Annotated in this window: 14 protein-coding genes and 1 pseudogene; 7 read left to right on the top strand and 8 right to left on the bottom strand. The window is 47.0% G+C overall.

Going from position 1 to position 16,692, the window contains the following annotated elements; all coding sequences use genetic code 11:
• Nucleotides 1–56: 56 nt before the first annotated feature.
• From KIV40_RS20115 to KIV40_RS20100, 3 genes and pseudogenes are all read left to right on the top strand, one after another.
• On the top strand, nucleotides 57–326 hold the full coding sequence (locus KIV40_RS20115; RefSeq protein ID WP_285350956.1) for a PfkB family carbohydrate kinase: 270 nt from the start codon (nucleotides 57–59) through the stop codon (nucleotides 324–326).
• Between the two features lie 16 nt (nucleotides 327–342).
• Nucleotides 343–971, top strand: a pseudogene (locus KIV40_RS35610) (bifunctional 4-hydroxy-2-oxoglutarate aldolase/2-dehydro-3-deoxy-phosphogluconate aldolase).
• 196 nt (nucleotides 972–1,167) lie between these two features.
• Nucleotides 1,168–2,292 carry a carbohydrate porin gene (locus KIV40_RS20100; protein ID WP_285350952.1) on the top strand — a complete coding sequence of 375 codons (1,125 nt, stop codon included), beginning with the start codon at nucleotides 1,168–1,170 and terminating at the stop codon, nucleotides 2,290–2,292.
• Between the two features lie 80 nt (nucleotides 2,293–2,372).
• Here KIV40_RS20100 and KIV40_RS20095 read toward each other — a convergent pair whose 3' ends face one another.
• Together KIV40_RS20095 and KIV40_RS20090 are read right to left on the bottom strand one after the other, a co-directional pair.
• Nucleotides 2,373–2,816: a polymer-forming cytoskeletal protein gene (locus KIV40_RS20095; RefSeq protein WP_080993894.1), complete on the bottom strand. Its 444-nt coding sequence runs from the start codon at nucleotides 2,814–2,816 to the stop codon at nucleotides 2,373–2,375.
• Nucleotides 2,720–3,673, bottom strand: a complete 954-nt coding sequence (locus KIV40_RS20090; protein ID WP_285350950.1) for a M23 family metallopeptidase — start codon at nucleotides 3,671–3,673, stop codon at nucleotides 2,720–2,722. Before KIV40_RS20090 ends, KIV40_RS20095 begins: the two co-directional genes overlap by 97 nt.
• A gap of 96 nt (nucleotides 3,674–3,769) precedes the next feature.
• Here KIV40_RS20090 and KIV40_RS20085 point away from each other — a divergent pair, with 96 nt between their 5' ends.
• Nucleotides 3,770–3,949 (top strand): hypothetical protein, encoded by a 180-nt coding sequence (locus KIV40_RS20085; protein ID WP_285350948.1) that lies wholly within the window; start codon nucleotides 3,770–3,772, stop codon nucleotides 3,947–3,949.
• 182 nt (nucleotides 3,950–4,131) lie between these two features.
• The gene (locus KIV40_RS20080; RefSeq protein ID WP_285350946.1) at nucleotides 4,132–5,865 is read left to right on the top strand and encodes a hypothetical protein; all 1,734 of its coding nucleotides are present in this window, start codon (nucleotides 4,132–4,134) and stop codon (nucleotides 5,863–5,865) included.
• A gap of 74 nt (nucleotides 5,866–5,939) precedes the next feature.
• Here KIV40_RS20080 and KIV40_RS20075 read toward each other — a convergent pair whose 3' ends face one another.
• The 6 genes from KIV40_RS20075 to KIV40_RS20050 form a co-directional block, all read right to left on the bottom strand.
• On the bottom strand, nucleotides 5,940–7,124 hold the full coding sequence (locus KIV40_RS20075; RefSeq protein ID WP_285350944.1) for a multidrug effflux MFS transporter: 1,185 nt from the start codon (nucleotides 7,122–7,124) through the stop codon (nucleotides 5,940–5,942).
• Nucleotides 7,121–7,750, bottom strand: coding sequence for a recombinase family protein (locus KIV40_RS20070; RefSeq protein WP_285350942.1), 630 nt, complete (start codon nucleotides 7,748–7,750; stop codon nucleotides 7,121–7,123). Before KIV40_RS20070 ends, KIV40_RS20075 begins: the two co-directional genes overlap by 4 nt.
• Before the next feature lie 192 nt (nucleotides 7,751–7,942).
• Nucleotides 7,943–8,950, bottom strand: a complete 1,008-nt coding sequence (locus KIV40_RS20065) for a LacI family DNA-binding transcriptional regulator (RefSeq protein ID WP_050913891.1) — start codon at nucleotides 8,948–8,950, stop codon at nucleotides 7,943–7,945.
• A gap of 257 nt (nucleotides 8,951–9,207) precedes the next feature.
• On the bottom strand, nucleotides 9,208–10,293 hold the full coding sequence (locus tag KIV40_RS20060; RefSeq protein WP_285350939.1) for a porin: 1,086 nt from the start codon (nucleotides 10,291–10,293) through the stop codon (nucleotides 9,208–9,210).
• Nucleotides 10,294–10,470: 177 nt separating this feature from the next.
• Complete coding sequence (locus tag KIV40_RS20055) at nucleotides 10,471–11,487, bottom strand: nuclear transport factor 2 family protein (RefSeq protein WP_005374772.1); 1,017 nt, start codon at nucleotides 11,485–11,487, stop codon at nucleotides 10,471–10,473.
• Nucleotides 11,488–11,587: 100 nt separating this feature from the next.
• On the bottom strand, nucleotides 11,588–12,883 hold the full coding sequence (locus KIV40_RS20050) for an MFS transporter (protein WP_285350937.1): 1,296 nt from the start codon (nucleotides 12,881–12,883) through the stop codon (nucleotides 11,588–11,590).
• Between the two features lie 277 nt (nucleotides 12,884–13,160).
• Between KIV40_RS20050 and KIV40_RS20045 the strand changes: the two genes are divergently transcribed.
• Together KIV40_RS20045 and KIV40_RS20040 are read left to right on the top strand one after the other, a co-directional pair.
• The gene (locus KIV40_RS20045) at nucleotides 13,161–14,702 is read left to right on the top strand and encodes a sodium:solute symporter (protein ID WP_285350936.1); all 1,542 of its coding nucleotides are present in this window, start codon (nucleotides 13,161–13,163) and stop codon (nucleotides 14,700–14,702) included.
• Between the two features lie 11 nt (nucleotides 14,703–14,713).
• On the top strand, nucleotides 14,714–16,084 hold the full coding sequence (locus KIV40_RS20040; protein WP_285350934.1) for an L-serine ammonia-lyase: 1,371 nt from the start codon (nucleotides 14,714–14,716) through the stop codon (nucleotides 16,082–16,084).
• Nucleotides 16,085–16,692: the final 608 nt, after the last annotated feature.

Raw genomic sequence — 16,692 nt, 5'->3', positions numbered from 1 at the left:
TTCCACTTCTTGTTGGAGCCGTACAGCTTCTGGCAACCTACCGCAAGATTTTGAGGATGTCCTTGTTCCCAGAAGGCTGTTTAGTTGCAGATACCGATCAACCTGCGCCTTATTCAGTGGTGACGACACCGGTAGAAAATGTCATCGATACCACATCGGCAGGCGATTCATTTAATGGTGGTTTCCTTGCGACGTACTTGTCTGATGGCAACATCAAACAAGCGTGTATGAATGGGAATACCCTCGCAGGCACTGTGATTCAACACAAAGGCGCCATCATTCCACGATTGGCAACCAATGCGGCCATTGCTCAGTTCAGAAAATAGATATACAGGAAACCACATGTCGAATTTAAAAGCTCAATTGAAAGCGTTAAAAGTGATCCCAGTGATCGCCATTGATCGCGCAGAAGACATCATCCCACTGGGTAAAGTGTTGGCAGAAAACGTTCTGCCAGCGGCCGAAATTACGTTTCGCTCCGATGCTGCTGTCGAGGCCATCCGTCTATTGCGTGAAGCACAGCCAGACATGCTGATTGGTGCTGGCACGGTGCTTAATCGTGAGCAAGCCATCGCAGCCAAAGAGGCGGGGCAACCTTTGTGGTTTCTCCGGGCTTTAACTCAAACACTGTTAAAGCTTGCCAAGAAATTGGTATTGATATCGTACCTGGTGTGAACAACCCAAGCGCAGTTGAAGCGGCGTTAGAAATGGGACTGACAACATTGAAGTTCTTCCCGGCAGAGGCTTCTGGTGGCGTCAATATGGTGAAAGCACTGTTGGCTCCTTATGGTGATGTGGAAATTATGCCGACTGGGGGCATCAACCCTTCGAATATTAAAGACTACCTAGCAGTGCCGCGCGTGCTGGCATGTGGTGGTACTTGGATGGTCGACAAAAAACTTATCGAAGCGGGCAAGTGGGAAGAGTTGGCTCAGCTGACGCGTGAAGCGGTCGCGCTGGTCGCCGAGTAACGATACCACTTGTCACAATATACAGTTGTGGCTCTAAATTTGGTCTAGCCCCAGAGCTTGGGGCTAGCACCGAAATCTAACTTCTAAAAATAAACCAATTTCTCTAAGCCTTTCTTTTCAAGAAGAAGGGGCGGGGTTTGCTGTCTCTGAAATCAGCACTTTTACACAATAAAATCTAATACATATAGGGTTTAACATGAACAAAGCACTGAAACTATCTCTGAGCGCTATCGGCGTATTCTCGGCACTATCGGCAAATGCGGGCATCAGCATTGTCGACAACGAAGAAGGTAACTTTTCTATCGGCGGTGACGTTGAATTGAACTTCAACTATCAAGATCGCGAGTCGAACGATTCTGGTGATCAAGAATTCAACCAAGATGGTCGCGTACTGATTGAATTTGCGGGCGAGAAGTTCACCAGTAATGGTCACTACGTTGGCGTAAAAGCACAGCCTCTGTTTGAAAGCACGGGCGAGGTAAACGTCGATGATGCATACTTCGAGTTTGGTAAAAAAGACAGCTGGGCAATCAAAGCGGATCGTTTTGAAGCTTATGATATGTTCTCTGTTGGTTTGGATGTATTCCTAGAGTACTCAGGTGATACGTCTAACGAGCTTTACACCGATGGTTCGGCTTATACCTATCAGATGAAAGAAGCGCGTGGCCGTGGCTCTGATGGTCAGCTGATGTACAGCCAAAACTTTGGCAATCTATACTTGGAACTGAGCACAATGATCGGTGATCGTTCAGATCTTTTCCATGAAGGTACCGATGGCGGAACATACCACGGTCAAGCCATTACAAGCAGCAAAGACTCCTTCTTAGTACGCCCTGTTGTTGCTTACCAAATGGGTGATTTCAGCCTAGCGGCATCGATGGAAACCAACCTTGTTTCTGATGCTGTAGTGACAGACCAAGGCGTCGACATTTCTGATCGTACTGGCTACGGCTTAACGGGTAACTGGACCAGCGGTGATTGGTCTGTGAATGCAAACGTGGCTTACCTAGATGCGGTTGACGAAAACAACTTCTCGACAGGTGTTAACGCACTGTGGAAAGGGCTAGGTATTGGTTACGTTTACGCGATGAACGAATACGAAAGCCAAGAGATTCAAGGCTGGGCAGAAGGCGATGTGAAGGTATCTACCCTTTACGCTTCTTACGAGTTTACGGACGTACTAGAGGTAGAGAACTTCTCAGTGCTACTGGGCTCTTACTACACAACCGTTACCAATAATCTTGATGCAACTTCGTCAAGTGAAGCGTTCAAAGAAGAAGACGATTTTGGCGCTCGTGTTCGCCTGTTCTACGAATTCTAATTTAGTCTAGCGCAAGCATAGCAACCACTAAAAAGGGCACATTCCGTGCCCTTTTTCTCGTCTATATTTAGCACTTTTATTTATGCAGTTTTGCGATCTGATGACTTATCCGTTTTTGCTGTTGTCTCTCTCGCTTCAGTAGACTTCTCTTTTAGCGTCACCACTTCTTTTTCTGGCAGTTCTGCGGCTTCTCCGAAGAACTTACCACCCGGCTCAATACTCAGATTGTTGCTCCAAATTTTGCCACTGACTCGGCCTTTTGCTAGCACTTGAATGTGTTCCGCATGGCAGTTTCCATCCAGTAAGCCATTGACGATCAGTTGTTTAGCGTAGATGTCGCCTTTAACACGGCCGCTTTCTGCGACGACCAATGTACCTTCGACATGCAACTGGCCTTCGATGATGCCATCAACCTGTATGTCACTTTCTACTTTGAGTTCTCCGCTAACAGAACAGCCTTTGGCGATGAGAGTTGAAGCTGATGAGCCACTCGTTGTTCCACGGTTTTGATTAAAGATTCCCATCGTATTCTTCGCTCCTTAGTAAAAATGTCTTCAAAATCATTGAGGTGCCAATCCACGAATGGCCTCGGATCTAAGGCTCGTCCAATAAATCTCACCTCGTAATGAAGGTGAGGACCGGAAGAGAGCCCGGTATTGCCTGAAATGGCGATGAGCTGTCCTTTTTTAACAAACTCACCCGCTTTAACCTTGAACTCTTTTAAGTGCGCGTAAGCGCTCGAAAAACCAAATGAATGCTGTAAACGCAACAAGTTACCGTAACCTTTGTTACTTCGACGGGCTGCTTCTACAACGCCATCGGCAGAGGCATATACTTTGGTGCCAGTGTTAACTGCAAAGTCGAGTCCTCGGTGCAGCTTGGCCTGCTTGGTGACAGGGTGAATACGCTTGCCAAACCCCGATGAAAGGTGTGCTTTACCGACTGGAGAGCCGCTAGGGATCTGGTTTAGCATCACCATTCTGACATTAGACGTGACCGCGGCGGTATCAAAGCGCGCATCTAGACTTTCAGTGTTGGATTCGTTGGCGACACCGAGTACTTTCTCCAACTCGCCCAAACGTTCAGAAACAAGTTGGACGCGCTCTTCTCGTTCAGAGAGGTCGTTCTCAAGCTCTGACTTCAGTGTTTTTAGCTGACTTAACTCTTGCCCCATATTGCGTGAATGCTCGGATAACTTTGCTTGTTCAAGCGCCGCCTCATCCACTTGAGAGTAGAGGTGATTCACCAGCATCGCTGTCGCTGCTAACCCTAAGGCGAATACCGCCAAGCACGTTTTAAAGTTACGCTGCATGGCTTTGCTGAAGTACCAATGCTTAGAGCCATTGATGGTCGAGATAGAAATAGTCAGCTGGTCTTTCATGGCAATATATAGGGCAATAATGGTGCGATATTCGTTATTGATAGCTCTGACTGTAAGTAAAAGCTCCGTCGTCTTCTAGAGGAGGAATAGACGGAAATGTCAGGTCGTGAGCTGTTTTCAGACAATAAAGAAAAATTTGCAAATGGATTTAATAATGCACTGAATTTGGACGGTAGGGTATGGCATCTCATTATTTTTATTGAGCTACTTGCTAATAGTGTGGCCGCGCAATTTAACTTACTTCACGGTTCGTCTTATAAATGTTGGATATTTTAAGAAATTGATATTCAGCAAATTGATAACTTTGTTTGTGCGTTTATGATGGCGTTGCATGTAAATAAATACCTGAATATTGGAATGAAGTTTCTCATCCTTTCAAAGCGTTTATTTAAGGCTTAATGCTTACTCAAACCAGCAGGTTGGTTTGGGGAAATAAAACCAAGACAACGGAGTTGGTCGTGAAAAAATTATTATTAGCTACTGCAGTGGTCGCAGCAGCCGGTGGTGCCGCATATGTGTACCAAAACAACCTTGCCCAAGGTGAATCTTCAAGCTCGCTACTTGCTCAAGTGCCTGCTGATACCTTGTTGGTTACCTACCAAACAGAACCTTTTAATCACTTCGAGTACATGAATGCATTCGGTACATCACAGCAGCCACCAATGGGAGAGTTGTTTGCTGAAGAAGAGCTGACTCCTGGTTTAGAGTTTGCGGTTAATTTCTTGGATGCGTATATGGCAGCGGCCTCTTCTCCTGAGAGCTTAAAAGCCTTCTTGGGTACGGGCGATATGGTCAACCCAATCATGTACACCCTAGGCCTTGTTCCTGTTTATAAAGTGCAATTGGAAAACCCTGCAGCGCTTTGGAAAACGTTGGATGAGCAAGAGCAACTGGCGGGCATTCAACATGAACTTGTTAAGCTAGATACCGTGGAGTTCCGTCGCTATGAGTTGACGGATTCGCAAGATCCACAACTGGGTATTGGCCTTGCGGTGGCAGTGGTTAACAACGTACTGACAGTGACTTTCGATATTCCTGAACTTGGTGTTGAAAACCCACTTAAACTGGCATTTGGTCTAGAAGCTCCGAAGAGCAGCATCGTTGATTCTGGTCGCCTCGAAGCGGTGCAAACTAAGTACGGCACAAACAACAACTCATTCGGGATTTTCGACATTCGTGAGATCATTAAAGGTCTAACGACACTTGATGGCAACCGAATGGCGCGCCAACTTAAGAATGTCGATTCTGACCCAACTTTAGAGCAACTACGTTCTCCAGCATGTCATACCGAGTTTACTCAAATAGCAAACAACTGGCCGCAGATGGTGGCGTTTGGAGAGTACAGCTCTGGTGATGACAAAGCTCGCCTCAATGGTAGCTTTGTTGTTGAATCGAAGAACCAAGTGATCCTTGAGGCGCTGCAATCTATGCGTGGCGTATTGGCAGAATCCAACGGTGAACAGAGCATGTTTAGCGTGGCATTAGGCCTAGACGTTGCTACTCTGGCTCCTGCGATTGGTAAGATCTGGACAGATTTAACCACGCCTGAATACCAATGTTCGCTTCTGGCACAAGCGCAAAATGAAATGCGTGGTCAAAACCCAGCTCCGGCGATCAGCATGGGTGCTGGCATGGCAAATGGCCTGAAAGGCTTGAGCATGGAAATGTTCGGCCTAGATGTGAACATGAATGGCCAATACGGACCTGAGCTAGGTCAGCTGGATGCGATCTTCTCTATCTCAGCGGACGATCCAAACATGTTGCTGCAAACGGCACAAATGTTCATGCCTGAACTAGCGCAGATTCAGATCCAACCGGACAACCAACCGGTGAATATTGGCGGTCTGCTTGAACCGTATGCAGGTAAACCAATGGACGTGTTTGCTCGTCTCAACGGTAGCCACTTAACGCTTTACAGTGGTGATGCGTCAGCAGCAGCGAGTGAGAAAGTTATGGCTCAGCCGCTAACAGCGAATGGCCTATTGAGCTTCACTATGGATTCGGACCGCGTACTGGAAGTGATTGAAACGGCATCTCAAGTGTCTGGCGAGCCAGTACCAGAAGACGTGAAGATGAGTCTACAAGGTGAGCTTATCGGTGGTATGTCTTTGGATGTAACCAAAGATGGCATTGCGTTTGACTTTGACTACACAAGCTCAACCAAACCATCAGTGAAGGTAGCGCAGCAATAAGCGTGATTCACAGGCATCAATCTCGAAGGATTTCTTCATAATAAAAAGGCGACCTCGGTGTCGCCTTTTTGTTTTTATTGCTCTGAAGGTTGCTCTGTGGTGAAGCCTCGCAAAACATTGGTCAGTGTAATGAGCGCGAAGACCACGATTACTAATGACAGATGCCACGCTTGGCTTAATCCGAGCTGCACCAATGCCATACTCACAATCGATGACACCACCATTTGGCCGCCGCCCGACATCGCCGCAGTTGCCCCCGCTTGTTTCTTATAGGGTTGCATTACCATGGCTTGAGCACAAGGTAGAGCGATAGCATTGCCTAAAATCATCAGCAGTTGGCCTAGCATTAAGTACAGCGGCTCAACAGGGCAGAAGAACAGCCACGCTGCGGAACTGACGTGCAGGATTGGCGTGACCAGTAGCATCTTCTTCGTGCCGATGATTGGTCGCACACGGTTACAGATACTGGTGCCGCAGATCATGCCGAACGCCGGAATCAGTGCCCACATCGCGTATTGATCGGATGTCATGCCGGTTTGGTTTTGCATGATGAAAGGCATCACCGAAACAGTGGTGATCATCAAGCTGAAGTTAAGCCAACCAATACTGGCAAAGCTCATAAAGTAACGAGAAGTCAAAAGGTCACGATATTGCAGCAGCATCTTTTTCGGTGATGGCAAGGCTGAGGTTTGTGTGATGGTCTCTTGGAAGCGAAATACGATCACAGCCCAAGCCAACAATACGTAACCCAACAGCGAGATAAACACCATGGTCCAGCCGAAGTGGGCGTTAATGAAACCACCAATAACAGGAGCAACTAACGGTGTAACAGAAGCTGCCATAGCAATGTAGGACAAAGCGACAGGGAGCTCAGGGCCATTGAAGCGGTCGCGAGTAGACGCTCGGGCTAACACCGCGCAACAGCCAGTTCCTAAACCTTGCAGAAAACGTCCCGCCACCATGCCAGTGAAAGTGTGGCTTAGGAAGATGATCATCAATAGGCCGAGCATGGCAATCAACAAGCCAGCCAACAGCACCTTTTTGCGGCCCAATGCATCGGATACTGGACCATAGATAAACTGTGAAGGCCCAAAACCTAGCAAGTAAACACTGACTAACAGCTGAGCTTGGTCGAGGGAAATATCGAAATCTTTTGCGATCCAAGGCAGGGAAGGGAACACCAAGCCCATGCTGAGCTGACCAACACTGATGATAAGACACGCCAGCAAGATGGTTTTAAATTCGAATGGTCGACTCATGATTTTTCACCATCACCACGGCGCCGCAAGCTTCCTTCTTCATCAAAATCATTCAGTTTGGCTTTCACACGTTTGACTGTGGATAGGCTGACTTCACATTGCTCAGCCACGCTCTGTAGTGTGTTTCCTTCCAGAAGCAAGGTCGCAATGTGCTGATGTTTTGCTTTGTCTGCCGGACGACCACGAAACTTATGTTTCCACATCTCAGGGTTGTCTTTAATTGCTTTACGGCCTTGTGCTGCGGCAAATAGACGGTGTTGAGTTTGTACTTGCCCATAACCAGAAAGCAGAGAGAGTAATGTTTGGGTTTGAACTGAATCTGGCTCAAATGTTAGTGGCTCACAAACGGTTTTGAGGGTGACGCCTTTATCAAGCAGTGTCTGAATTGTGCTCAATGCTTGGCTGAAATCGCGGCCAAAGGCGGTTAGCCACCAAAGCACCACCGTGTCACCGGGTTGAGTGGCGTTTAAGAGTTGTTGAAAGGCTTGTCGCTCGGCTGGTGGTGTGCAGCCGCGTACTTTGTCTTCAAGGATTGCCGCCTCTGGAGCACTGGATTTCAGTGCTTCAAGTTGCTCGGGATAAGCTTGGTTTTTGGGTGAGCGGCGCGTATAGATAAAGGTATTCATGGTCGTAAAGTGCCTCTTATGAATGGCTCATATACTGTAATGGCTCATAAATATACAGAGGTTCATTAGTAATCACAACACCAAATGAACCATTGGTTCGAAATCTTAGAAGTAGAAGTAAAAGATGAGGGGCAAGAGAAAGAAGAGATGAGGAAATAAAAAAGCCAACCGCTTGGGTTGGCTTCTCTGGAATTAGGCTTTGGTGGTGCTGCGCTCTATCAATTTGACTGGCACCATCATCTTCACCAAGCTGCTGTTTTTATTGTTGATTTGATCAACGATGATTTTTACAGATTCACGCGCAAGACGACGGAAGTCTTGGCGGAAAGTGGTCAGTTGGTAGCTCAACCATTCTGTTTGTGGAATGTTGTCGAAGCCGATGACTTTCAGATCTTGAGGGATACGAATACCACACTCAATACGTGCAATGTCCATTACTGCCATTGCAAGGTTGTCGGTCGCGCAAAATACGGCTTCTGGGCGATTCTTGTTTGCCAGCATAGCACGTACTTTATCCAGCGAACTTGCGTAGTCGTAGCTCGCTTCAACAATGCGCGGCGTCTTGCCCGTTAAGTCTTCAAACTCAGAGCTGAAGCCACTTTGACGCTCGTCGTTGGTAAAGGTTGGCACTTCACCCGTCAGGTAAACTGCGTTTTTCACCCCACTTTCGTGTAGCAGTTGCGCCGCTTGTTGACCAGCTTCGTAGTTGTCGCTGATAACGTAACTGCTCTTAGTGCCTTCGACGACTCGCGCGTACTGAACGATAGGGATATTGAACTCTTCACACTCTTCATACAGTGATTTGTTGAAGGTAGCGGAGGCGGCAATGACACCATCTACACGGTATTGGAAGATGTTCGGGATTGAGTGGTTGTCTTCATCATCCACTTGCCATGGAATCAACACCGCTGAGTAGCCTTGCTTCTGCAATTCACTTGAAATCAATTGAAGTGTTTTCATGTGGATAGGGTAGTCCGCATCGGGGAATACCAAACCGATCAACTTAGATTCGTTGGTAGTCAAGCTACGTGCAAAAGCATTTGGACGGTAGTTTAGGGCTTTCGCGGCTTCGAAGACCTTTTGCTTGGTCTTTTCAGATACTGAGCTGCCCGGAACAAACACACGCGATACAGTAGATTGAGAAACGCCAGCCAGTTTGGCAACGTCCTTCGATGTTACGGTTTGTTTTGCAGGATTCATGTGAGTGGATTCATAAGTCAGTTTAACTGTGACTAGGTTAACACAAATAGGTACGTAGTCATAAAGGGAAATAAGCAAGATTTAGGTAAATAAAGGGTTGGATTGTCTTTGGGGACGAAGTTTGGGTAGTACCCAAGTCACATTTCATGTTTTGCATGCGAAAAAAGCCTTACCCAAAAAAGGTAAGGCTTGCTCTTATTTCCCATTTCCACTAAATCGAATAAGTTACGTAACCGGAATAACTTATCTCGTGGTTATCAGAAGTAGTAGCGAATACCTGCCGCGAATTGATCATCACGGTTTTCGAATTTGCTGCCATCGTACTGATCTTTACCTAGGTCGAACTGGTATTCAGTCCAAACTAGGAATTTGTTCTTCTGGAAGTGGTATTCAATACCAGGAATCAGCAAGTTACGCTCGTAACCTTGTGTCTCGTCACCGCGATCTTCCATGTAGTTGTAGTTCAACGTTGGGCGCAGGCCGTTGTCGAAGTGGTAGTAAGTGTAGATTTCACCACCTAGGGTATCGAACATTACGTCTGTACCGCCTTGGCTAACTGCTTCCCAGTTTTCGCCAACGTGGAAAGTCGCACCCGCGTAGAAGCCACCGTTGCTGTAGTTTGCGCCCAATAGCATGATGCGCATGTTGTCGCCGTTTTCTACGCCAACCACGCTTGCGTCTAGATCCGCAACTTCATTTTGATAGTAAGCCGCACCAAGTGTTACGCCATCAACCGGTTTGTAAGTGATCGACGCACCCATGCCGTTTTTCAGTGAGGCTGTCGCATTGCTTGCTAGAGCAACATCTTCACGTGTGGTTTGGTAAGTAAAGCCGTAGCTCACTTTTTCATTAATTGAATTACGGTACGTAATTGAGTTTTCTGCACGACCCGCACCGGATGCGATACCCCAGTCAGCTAGGTTGTAAACACCTGAGCCACGAGTACCGAATACACGACCTAAATCGGTGTACCATGCTACGTCGTAGAAGGTAGACCACTGCTTAGTACCCGCAGCAATCTTGCCGTATTTTTCGTGATCAACACCAGCGTATAGCAAGCGGTCGTAAATGTTGTCGCCGTTCGCGCCGGAGTTGTAGCCCCATTCCGCGTGACCGAATCCAGTCCAGCCGTTATCTAAGCCCATTTGGCCTTTCAAACCGAAACGTGAGCTGCCGCTGTTCCATTCGCCGTTGTCATCACCGCCACGGTCTTGGTAGCGAAGATCGAAACGGCCATCGATGGTTAGGCTGTCACCAGCGTCATTAACAAAAGTGTGTGCAGCAAAGGCTGAGCTAGAAGTAAGCGCTGCTAAAATCACTGCTGAAAGGGTCGACTTTTTCATCATCAATCTCGTTATTTAGGGCGCAGAAAGCCACCGTGCGTTCGTGCCCGTTGTGAATAAGGGTTCTATCTTGAGGTTGTGCCCCATCCTTGAGGCACGAGTTGGGAGCATGTTGCCTGAACCGAGAGGGGATTCAGGCAACATAAAGGCGGGTTGACAATCCGCCCCTAGGACTTCTTATAGAGAAGGGTTTAGGATCTGCTGAGTACGCTCGAATACGTCTAGACCTTGCTGTTTTAGCCAGTAAGGAAGGTCGATCAGTACCCAGTTCTCAGATAGCTTGTCGCCGTCACGGTAGTAAACGTCAACCACTTGCATGTCTGCGCGTACTTCACCACCTGTCATACCTAGGAAACCACCGATTGGTGTGTTAGATAGGTTTGGCCAGCCGAAGAAACAAGAGAAGTTACCTTCTGCGAAACGACATACGTGGCCGTTAAACTTCTTGTCTTTTAGGTTGTTACGGAACGGCAATTGGTGCTGCTGTTGGTAACGAGGGATTGTGTAAGACGCACCGATACCACATGGACCGTACCAGATCATGTCTTTAGACCAGCTCTTCTCAAGAACTTCTGGTGGGCAACCCATTGCGCCGCTGTCGTTTAGTGCGGATAGGTCATCAACCATCTTGTTCACTAGTGCTAATGTTGCTACGCCTTCTTCTGGTGCTGCGTCTTCGAACAGTAGACCGTCGTGGTTACGAGGACCAGGGTATACAAAGTGCTTACCTGTTGATGGTGGTAGTGGGTAACAACCCGCTTGGTCCATCGCGCCTAGAAGGTCTAGGAATAGGCCAGTCTTAGTGATCTTACCGTTTTCAACACAGTTAAATTCTGCGTAACGGATGTTCATGATCTTGCCAGTTGGGCGCATGCCTAGGTATTCAGCGTCGAATAGACCCATGAAGTGACCCATGCTCATTACCCAGATTTCACCTGATGTTACTTCGTTCTCACCACCGATGAAGATGTCTTGACGTCGCTGCATGCGAGTCATTGATTTCATCAAAGGAGCCCAGAAAACGTCAGCTGCTGCTTGAGCGCCTTGTTGCTCACGGAATGGGTAAACACCACGCCATAGGTAATCTTCTGAAGTGTGTGCTTTTAGTACTTCTGCCACGTTCTCGTGAGTTGCGTTTTCCATTGCGCTGAAGTATTCACGTACAACGCGTTTCGCTTCTTGATATTTAGACATAATAAACTCTCTTATTTGCTGTCGAGTCGGCTTTGGGAACAGGACTCGAAATTAAGTTTTTTCATCCGGCTGGGAGCCAGCCGGAGTTTTTGAAATTCAGTTACGCTTTTGCTGCTTCGGCTTTTTTGCTCTTATCGAACACGCCACCTTTTAGTGTCTCTGGCAGTGACAGCCATAGAAGACCAGCAAGAATCCATACGATTGGTGAACCCCACATTGCGGTTTGTAGGTCGGTACGCTCTTGGATGAAGATAAGTACCATTGGTGCCCACATACCAAGGATACGACCGCCGTGGAATAGCGCTGCGCCATAGCTACGTAGGTGTGCTGGGAACAGTTCTGAGAAGTAGCCACCCCACACCGCTGAAGAAGACAGACCGAAGTTGTAAATCAGACCAAGTAGAGCCAGCATGTTTAGACCGCCAATCACCATGTCGCCAGGTGCAACAAAGAAGATTGAAACCATGACGCCCGCTAGGATGAAGCCAAATGCGTTCACCTTACGACCGAATTTGTCAGCTACCCAACCCCAGAACCACGCACCAAACAGTGAACCAAATGCTGAGATAGAGAAGATGAGACCGATGGTTGCACCGTCGAACATACGTACATCACGTAGATAAGTGGTTACGAAGCCACCAAAGAATTGGAAACCGTAGAAGTTAAGGCCAGCCAGTAATAGACACGTTAATGTGATCTTACGGTAAGGCTTGCTTAGCATTTCGCCCCAAGAGCCTGTTTTCTCTGGTGCACTTGATTCTTCTGCTTTTGCTTGCTCTTCTTCACCGTAAGCGATCACTTTGCTGTCGCTAGGTAGTACAAAGATCATGACCACAGCGGCTGCCAATGGTGGGATACCACCAACAAGCATTAGGCTTTCCCATGGTGCATCGATGCTTGCAATAAATGCTGCATACGCACCCATAACCATCAGTGCTACAGAGAACATAGAAGACGCGAACGCCGTCAACTTGCCACGTACCGTTGGCGTAAATAGGCCGATCATCAGGCTCACTGCTACGGTGAAGTAACCACCCAGTGACAAACCAATGATGAAACGCATTGCTGCCCATGTTGTGTAGTCGGTGAACATCATATTGATGATCGTTGCGCCACCGTTTAGGGCTGTGATGGTAATAAGAGTGGATTTCTTACCAAACTTTGTTGCGAACCAAGCACAGCTTAACGCACCGATGAGTGCACCAACCGACTGCCAGGTATAGAACTGGGCAGTGTCTGATAGGCTAATACTATCATACGCTTCAACGATGTATGGGCGTACGTAGTCAATAATTACAAAGTTATAACAATAGAAAAAGTAACCAACCAGTATCGCAAGATAGGCAGCTACCCTTTGAATCATAGGAACTTCGCTCATGTGTCTTTTGGCATTCATGACCGATAAACCTCTATTTCACTTAGGATTTGTTGTTATTCAAACTTAATGAACACGATCTTATTTGGATCATCTTCGCTTTCGTGTCGGGATGAATCATAGTTTTTTTAAGGTTGTTAGATCCGTGATCAAAATCAATTTTAAAATGAATGCGTACCCATTATTTGGTTTTTAGTGATAATAGTCACACTTATTGTGGGTTTATCGTTTGAGAGCGCCTTTTTAAAGTAATATCTGGGCATAATAATTAGCTATCCGGAATTAGGAATACCTCAAAATGGTTACGTACTCAAGTTTTGTGGTGATTGCTTTATATGTATCAATTACCATATTAATCAGCTATTTAGTTAATAAGCGCTACAGTAATGGTGGCGACTTTTCTACGGGTGGAAAGCAATTTGGTTGGTTTACGGCAGGTGTTTCGATACTTGCGACTTACATTAGTGCGATGACGTTTGTAGGGATGCCTGGTTGGGTTTATAGCTCTGGCATGGAAGCGATGAGTATTCACCTTAACTATCCCATCGTTATCTTTTTTACTGTCATCTTCTTTGTACCTGTCTTTTATAAGCTAGGCCTGACTTCGATTTATGAATACCTTGAGCACCGCTTTGGGGTATATGCAAGAACCATCAACTCGATAGTGTTTATTGTGGTGCAATGCATTTCAGCGGGTGTGATTCTGTATGCCGTGGCGCTGATCTTAGTGCAAGTTCTGCCCATCAGTATTTCTGAAGCCATCATCTACATAAGTATTTTCACCGCTTGCTATACCTATGCTGGCGGGATTTCCACGGTGATATGGACTGATATGTTGCAATCTGCAGTATTAATTGCGGGCAGCATCGCCATCTTTGCCATTTTAGTGACAGATATAAATGCGGCAGATTACCTTTCTAGTGATCACTTGAATATCATCAACTTAGACTTTGATTTAGGCGTAGATACCACACTCTGGGCTGGCGTGGTTGCCGTGAGCTTTTTGCATTTGAGTGTGTACGGTACCAACCAATTGATCATACAACGCACACTAGCGACGAGATGTGAAAAGACGGCGCAGAAGTCGATGCTGTTGTGTGGTTATGGTGCGTTTTTTGTGTACTTATTCTTCGCGGTACTTGGTGTCCTCCTGAGTGTTTTCTATCAAGATCAATCGTTTGAAAACAGCAACGAAGTGATTTTGGATTTCGTCTTCAACCACACTAATCCAATCGTCGTTGGTTTGATTATTTCCGCATTGGCGGCGGCCGCAATGTCGACCTTGGATTCGACCTACAACTCAATGGCGACTGTCGCGACGTTTGATATCTACAAGCGTTTCGTTCGCAAAAGTGCCGATGACGAGCACTACGAAAAAGTCGCAAGAAAGATGAGTTTGCTTGCTGCGGCCATGGTGGTAGTGCCAGCTCTTCTGGCGGTATCGAATGAGTCGGTACTCAAAACCATTGCTAGCCTGACCTCCATCTTTGTGGGTATCCGTCTTGGTTCGTTCGTGCTTGGCTTATTCTGGGCGAAAGCCAATGAGAAAGGCGTGATCGTTGGCAGTATGATGAGTGTGGTTGCGGTGTTTACCGCGATGTATCTCGACGTGGCTTGGCCGTGGTTTGCGCCAATTGGTACGTTCGTCTTCCTTTTATTTGGTGTGTTAGTGAGTCATCGCTGGGGCGCTGTGACTGCCGAACAACAAATCTTTATCAACAATCAAAAACATCTTTTCGCAAAGCCAACCGCAAGCCATTACGGGCTATTGGTGTTCGCTGTGGCGACCATCGCCGCTTGTATGGTTCTCCCTGATTGGCTTTATGCTGCATTGTCGTAATAGGTAAGTTTATGCTGTCCATCTTTGATATTTACAAGATTGGTGTGGGCCCTTCTAGCTCTCATACTAATGGCCCAATGATCGCGGGTTACCACTTCACTCGTTTGATTGAATCGAACTTGGCAAAAGTGGTTCGTATTCAAGTCGATTTATACGGCTCACTCTCGCTAACGGGGATTGGTCACCATACTGACCGTGCAACGATTTTGGGTCTATTGGGTAACAAACCAGATACCATCAAAATCGCCTCTGCGAACAAAGCGATGCGCAAGGCGATTGAAGAGGGCATGATGTCTGTCGATGGCCGTTATGAAATCGAATTCAACTACAAAACGGATATGTTGTTCCATGAAGAGAACCTTCCTCTACATGAGAATGGCATGACGATTACTGCGTTAGATGCGCATGGCAATCAGGTTGGTTTTGAAACTTACTACTCTATCGGTGGTGGTTTCATCGCAACGGCGGATGAACTGCAAAATGGCCGCGCAACCGCTCCCGTAGAAGTTGAGTTTCCATTCGCCAGTGCGGACGAAATGTTGGCACTGGCAGATAAGAACGGCATGAGCCTCGGCGGCATGATTCTGAAAAACGAACAATCGTTTCAGGATATGGAAGCCATCAATCAACGGGCAGAACAGATATGGCGTGTGATGACGCGTTGCATGGAGCGCGGTTTCGATACTGAGGGTATATTGGAAGGAGGCTTGAACGTGACCCGTCGTGCACCAAACTTGCTGAAGAAGCTTGAAGCAAATGCATCAATCGAAAACGATCCTATGGAAATCATGGATTGGATTAACCTGTTTGCTTTTGCTGTGAGTGAAGAAAACGCTGCTGGTGGACAAGTGGTCACGTCGCCAACCAATGGTGCGGCGGGTGTCATTCCTGCGGTGTTGATGTACTACCATCGCTTCATCAAAGAGCTCGATACCAAACAGCTTAAAGACTTCCTGGCTGTATCGGGTGCGATTGGCATCTTGTACAAAACCAATGCGTCTATTTCGGGCGCTGAAGTGGGGTGTCAGGGCGAAGTCGGTGTATCTTCCTCTATGGCGGCAGCCGGTCTGACCGCGCTACGTGGTGGCAGCAATGAGCAAATTTGTATTGCGGCCGAGATTGCCATGGAGCACTCACTAGGCATTACCTGTGACCCAATTGGCGGCTTAGTGCAAGTTCCGTGTATTGAGCGTAATGCCATGGGAGCTATGAAAGCGATCAATGCTTCTCGTATGGCATTAAAACGAAATAGTAAATGTCTGATCTCGTTGGATAAGGTGATTGAAACCATGTACCAAACGGGCAAAGACATGAACAAGAAATACCGCGAAACGTCACTGGGTGGATTGGCTTTAATTCACCTAGCACCGCCTTGCGAATAATGAGTTAAGCAAGTCTAACCAACAAAACAGCCGATGCACTGAGAAGCATCGGCTTTGTTTTTGTCGTTGTGAACGTCATGGGTTTGGCGGGTTTATCGCAACAGGAAGTAGGGCGTATTAACGTAAGCGTGCCCTGCTGATATTGCATAAGGCAGCACGACTTTGCCAACGGAGGCTGCGGTATTGACTAGTGGTTGAACGTTAATATTGGCATTCATTAAAGTAGGACGAACGTTGGGTGCTAAACGATAGTGACCGAGTGTTGAAACGCACCCAGAAAGTGTCGATGTAAACAGTATTGCCGATGATGATTGATTCTATGGCTTTCATAGTGGTAACAATCAAAATGGTATCTTGGCTCTGGCTCTGGCTTTGGTTGTGGCGATAAGCCCTGGTTGAGAGGAAGATTGCCCGAGTCGAACAAACGGCATCATTAATGCTCGACAAGTCATAGCGCGAAAGACTAAAAGTAACACTAGATGTTACTAAGCATTACATTAATTACATTTACGTATCCATGCATATGGTGTTCCATTTGGCCTAGTTGATGGACCTCTACTCGAAATGTCGATAAACCAAACCCAGCGTGTTGCCTGTCTCTTATACAC

This window comes from Vibrio sp. D173a, assembly GCF_030248475.1.
Note: the sequence above shows the minus strand (reverse complement) of the source record. Positions and strands in the feature narration are given on the sequence as shown.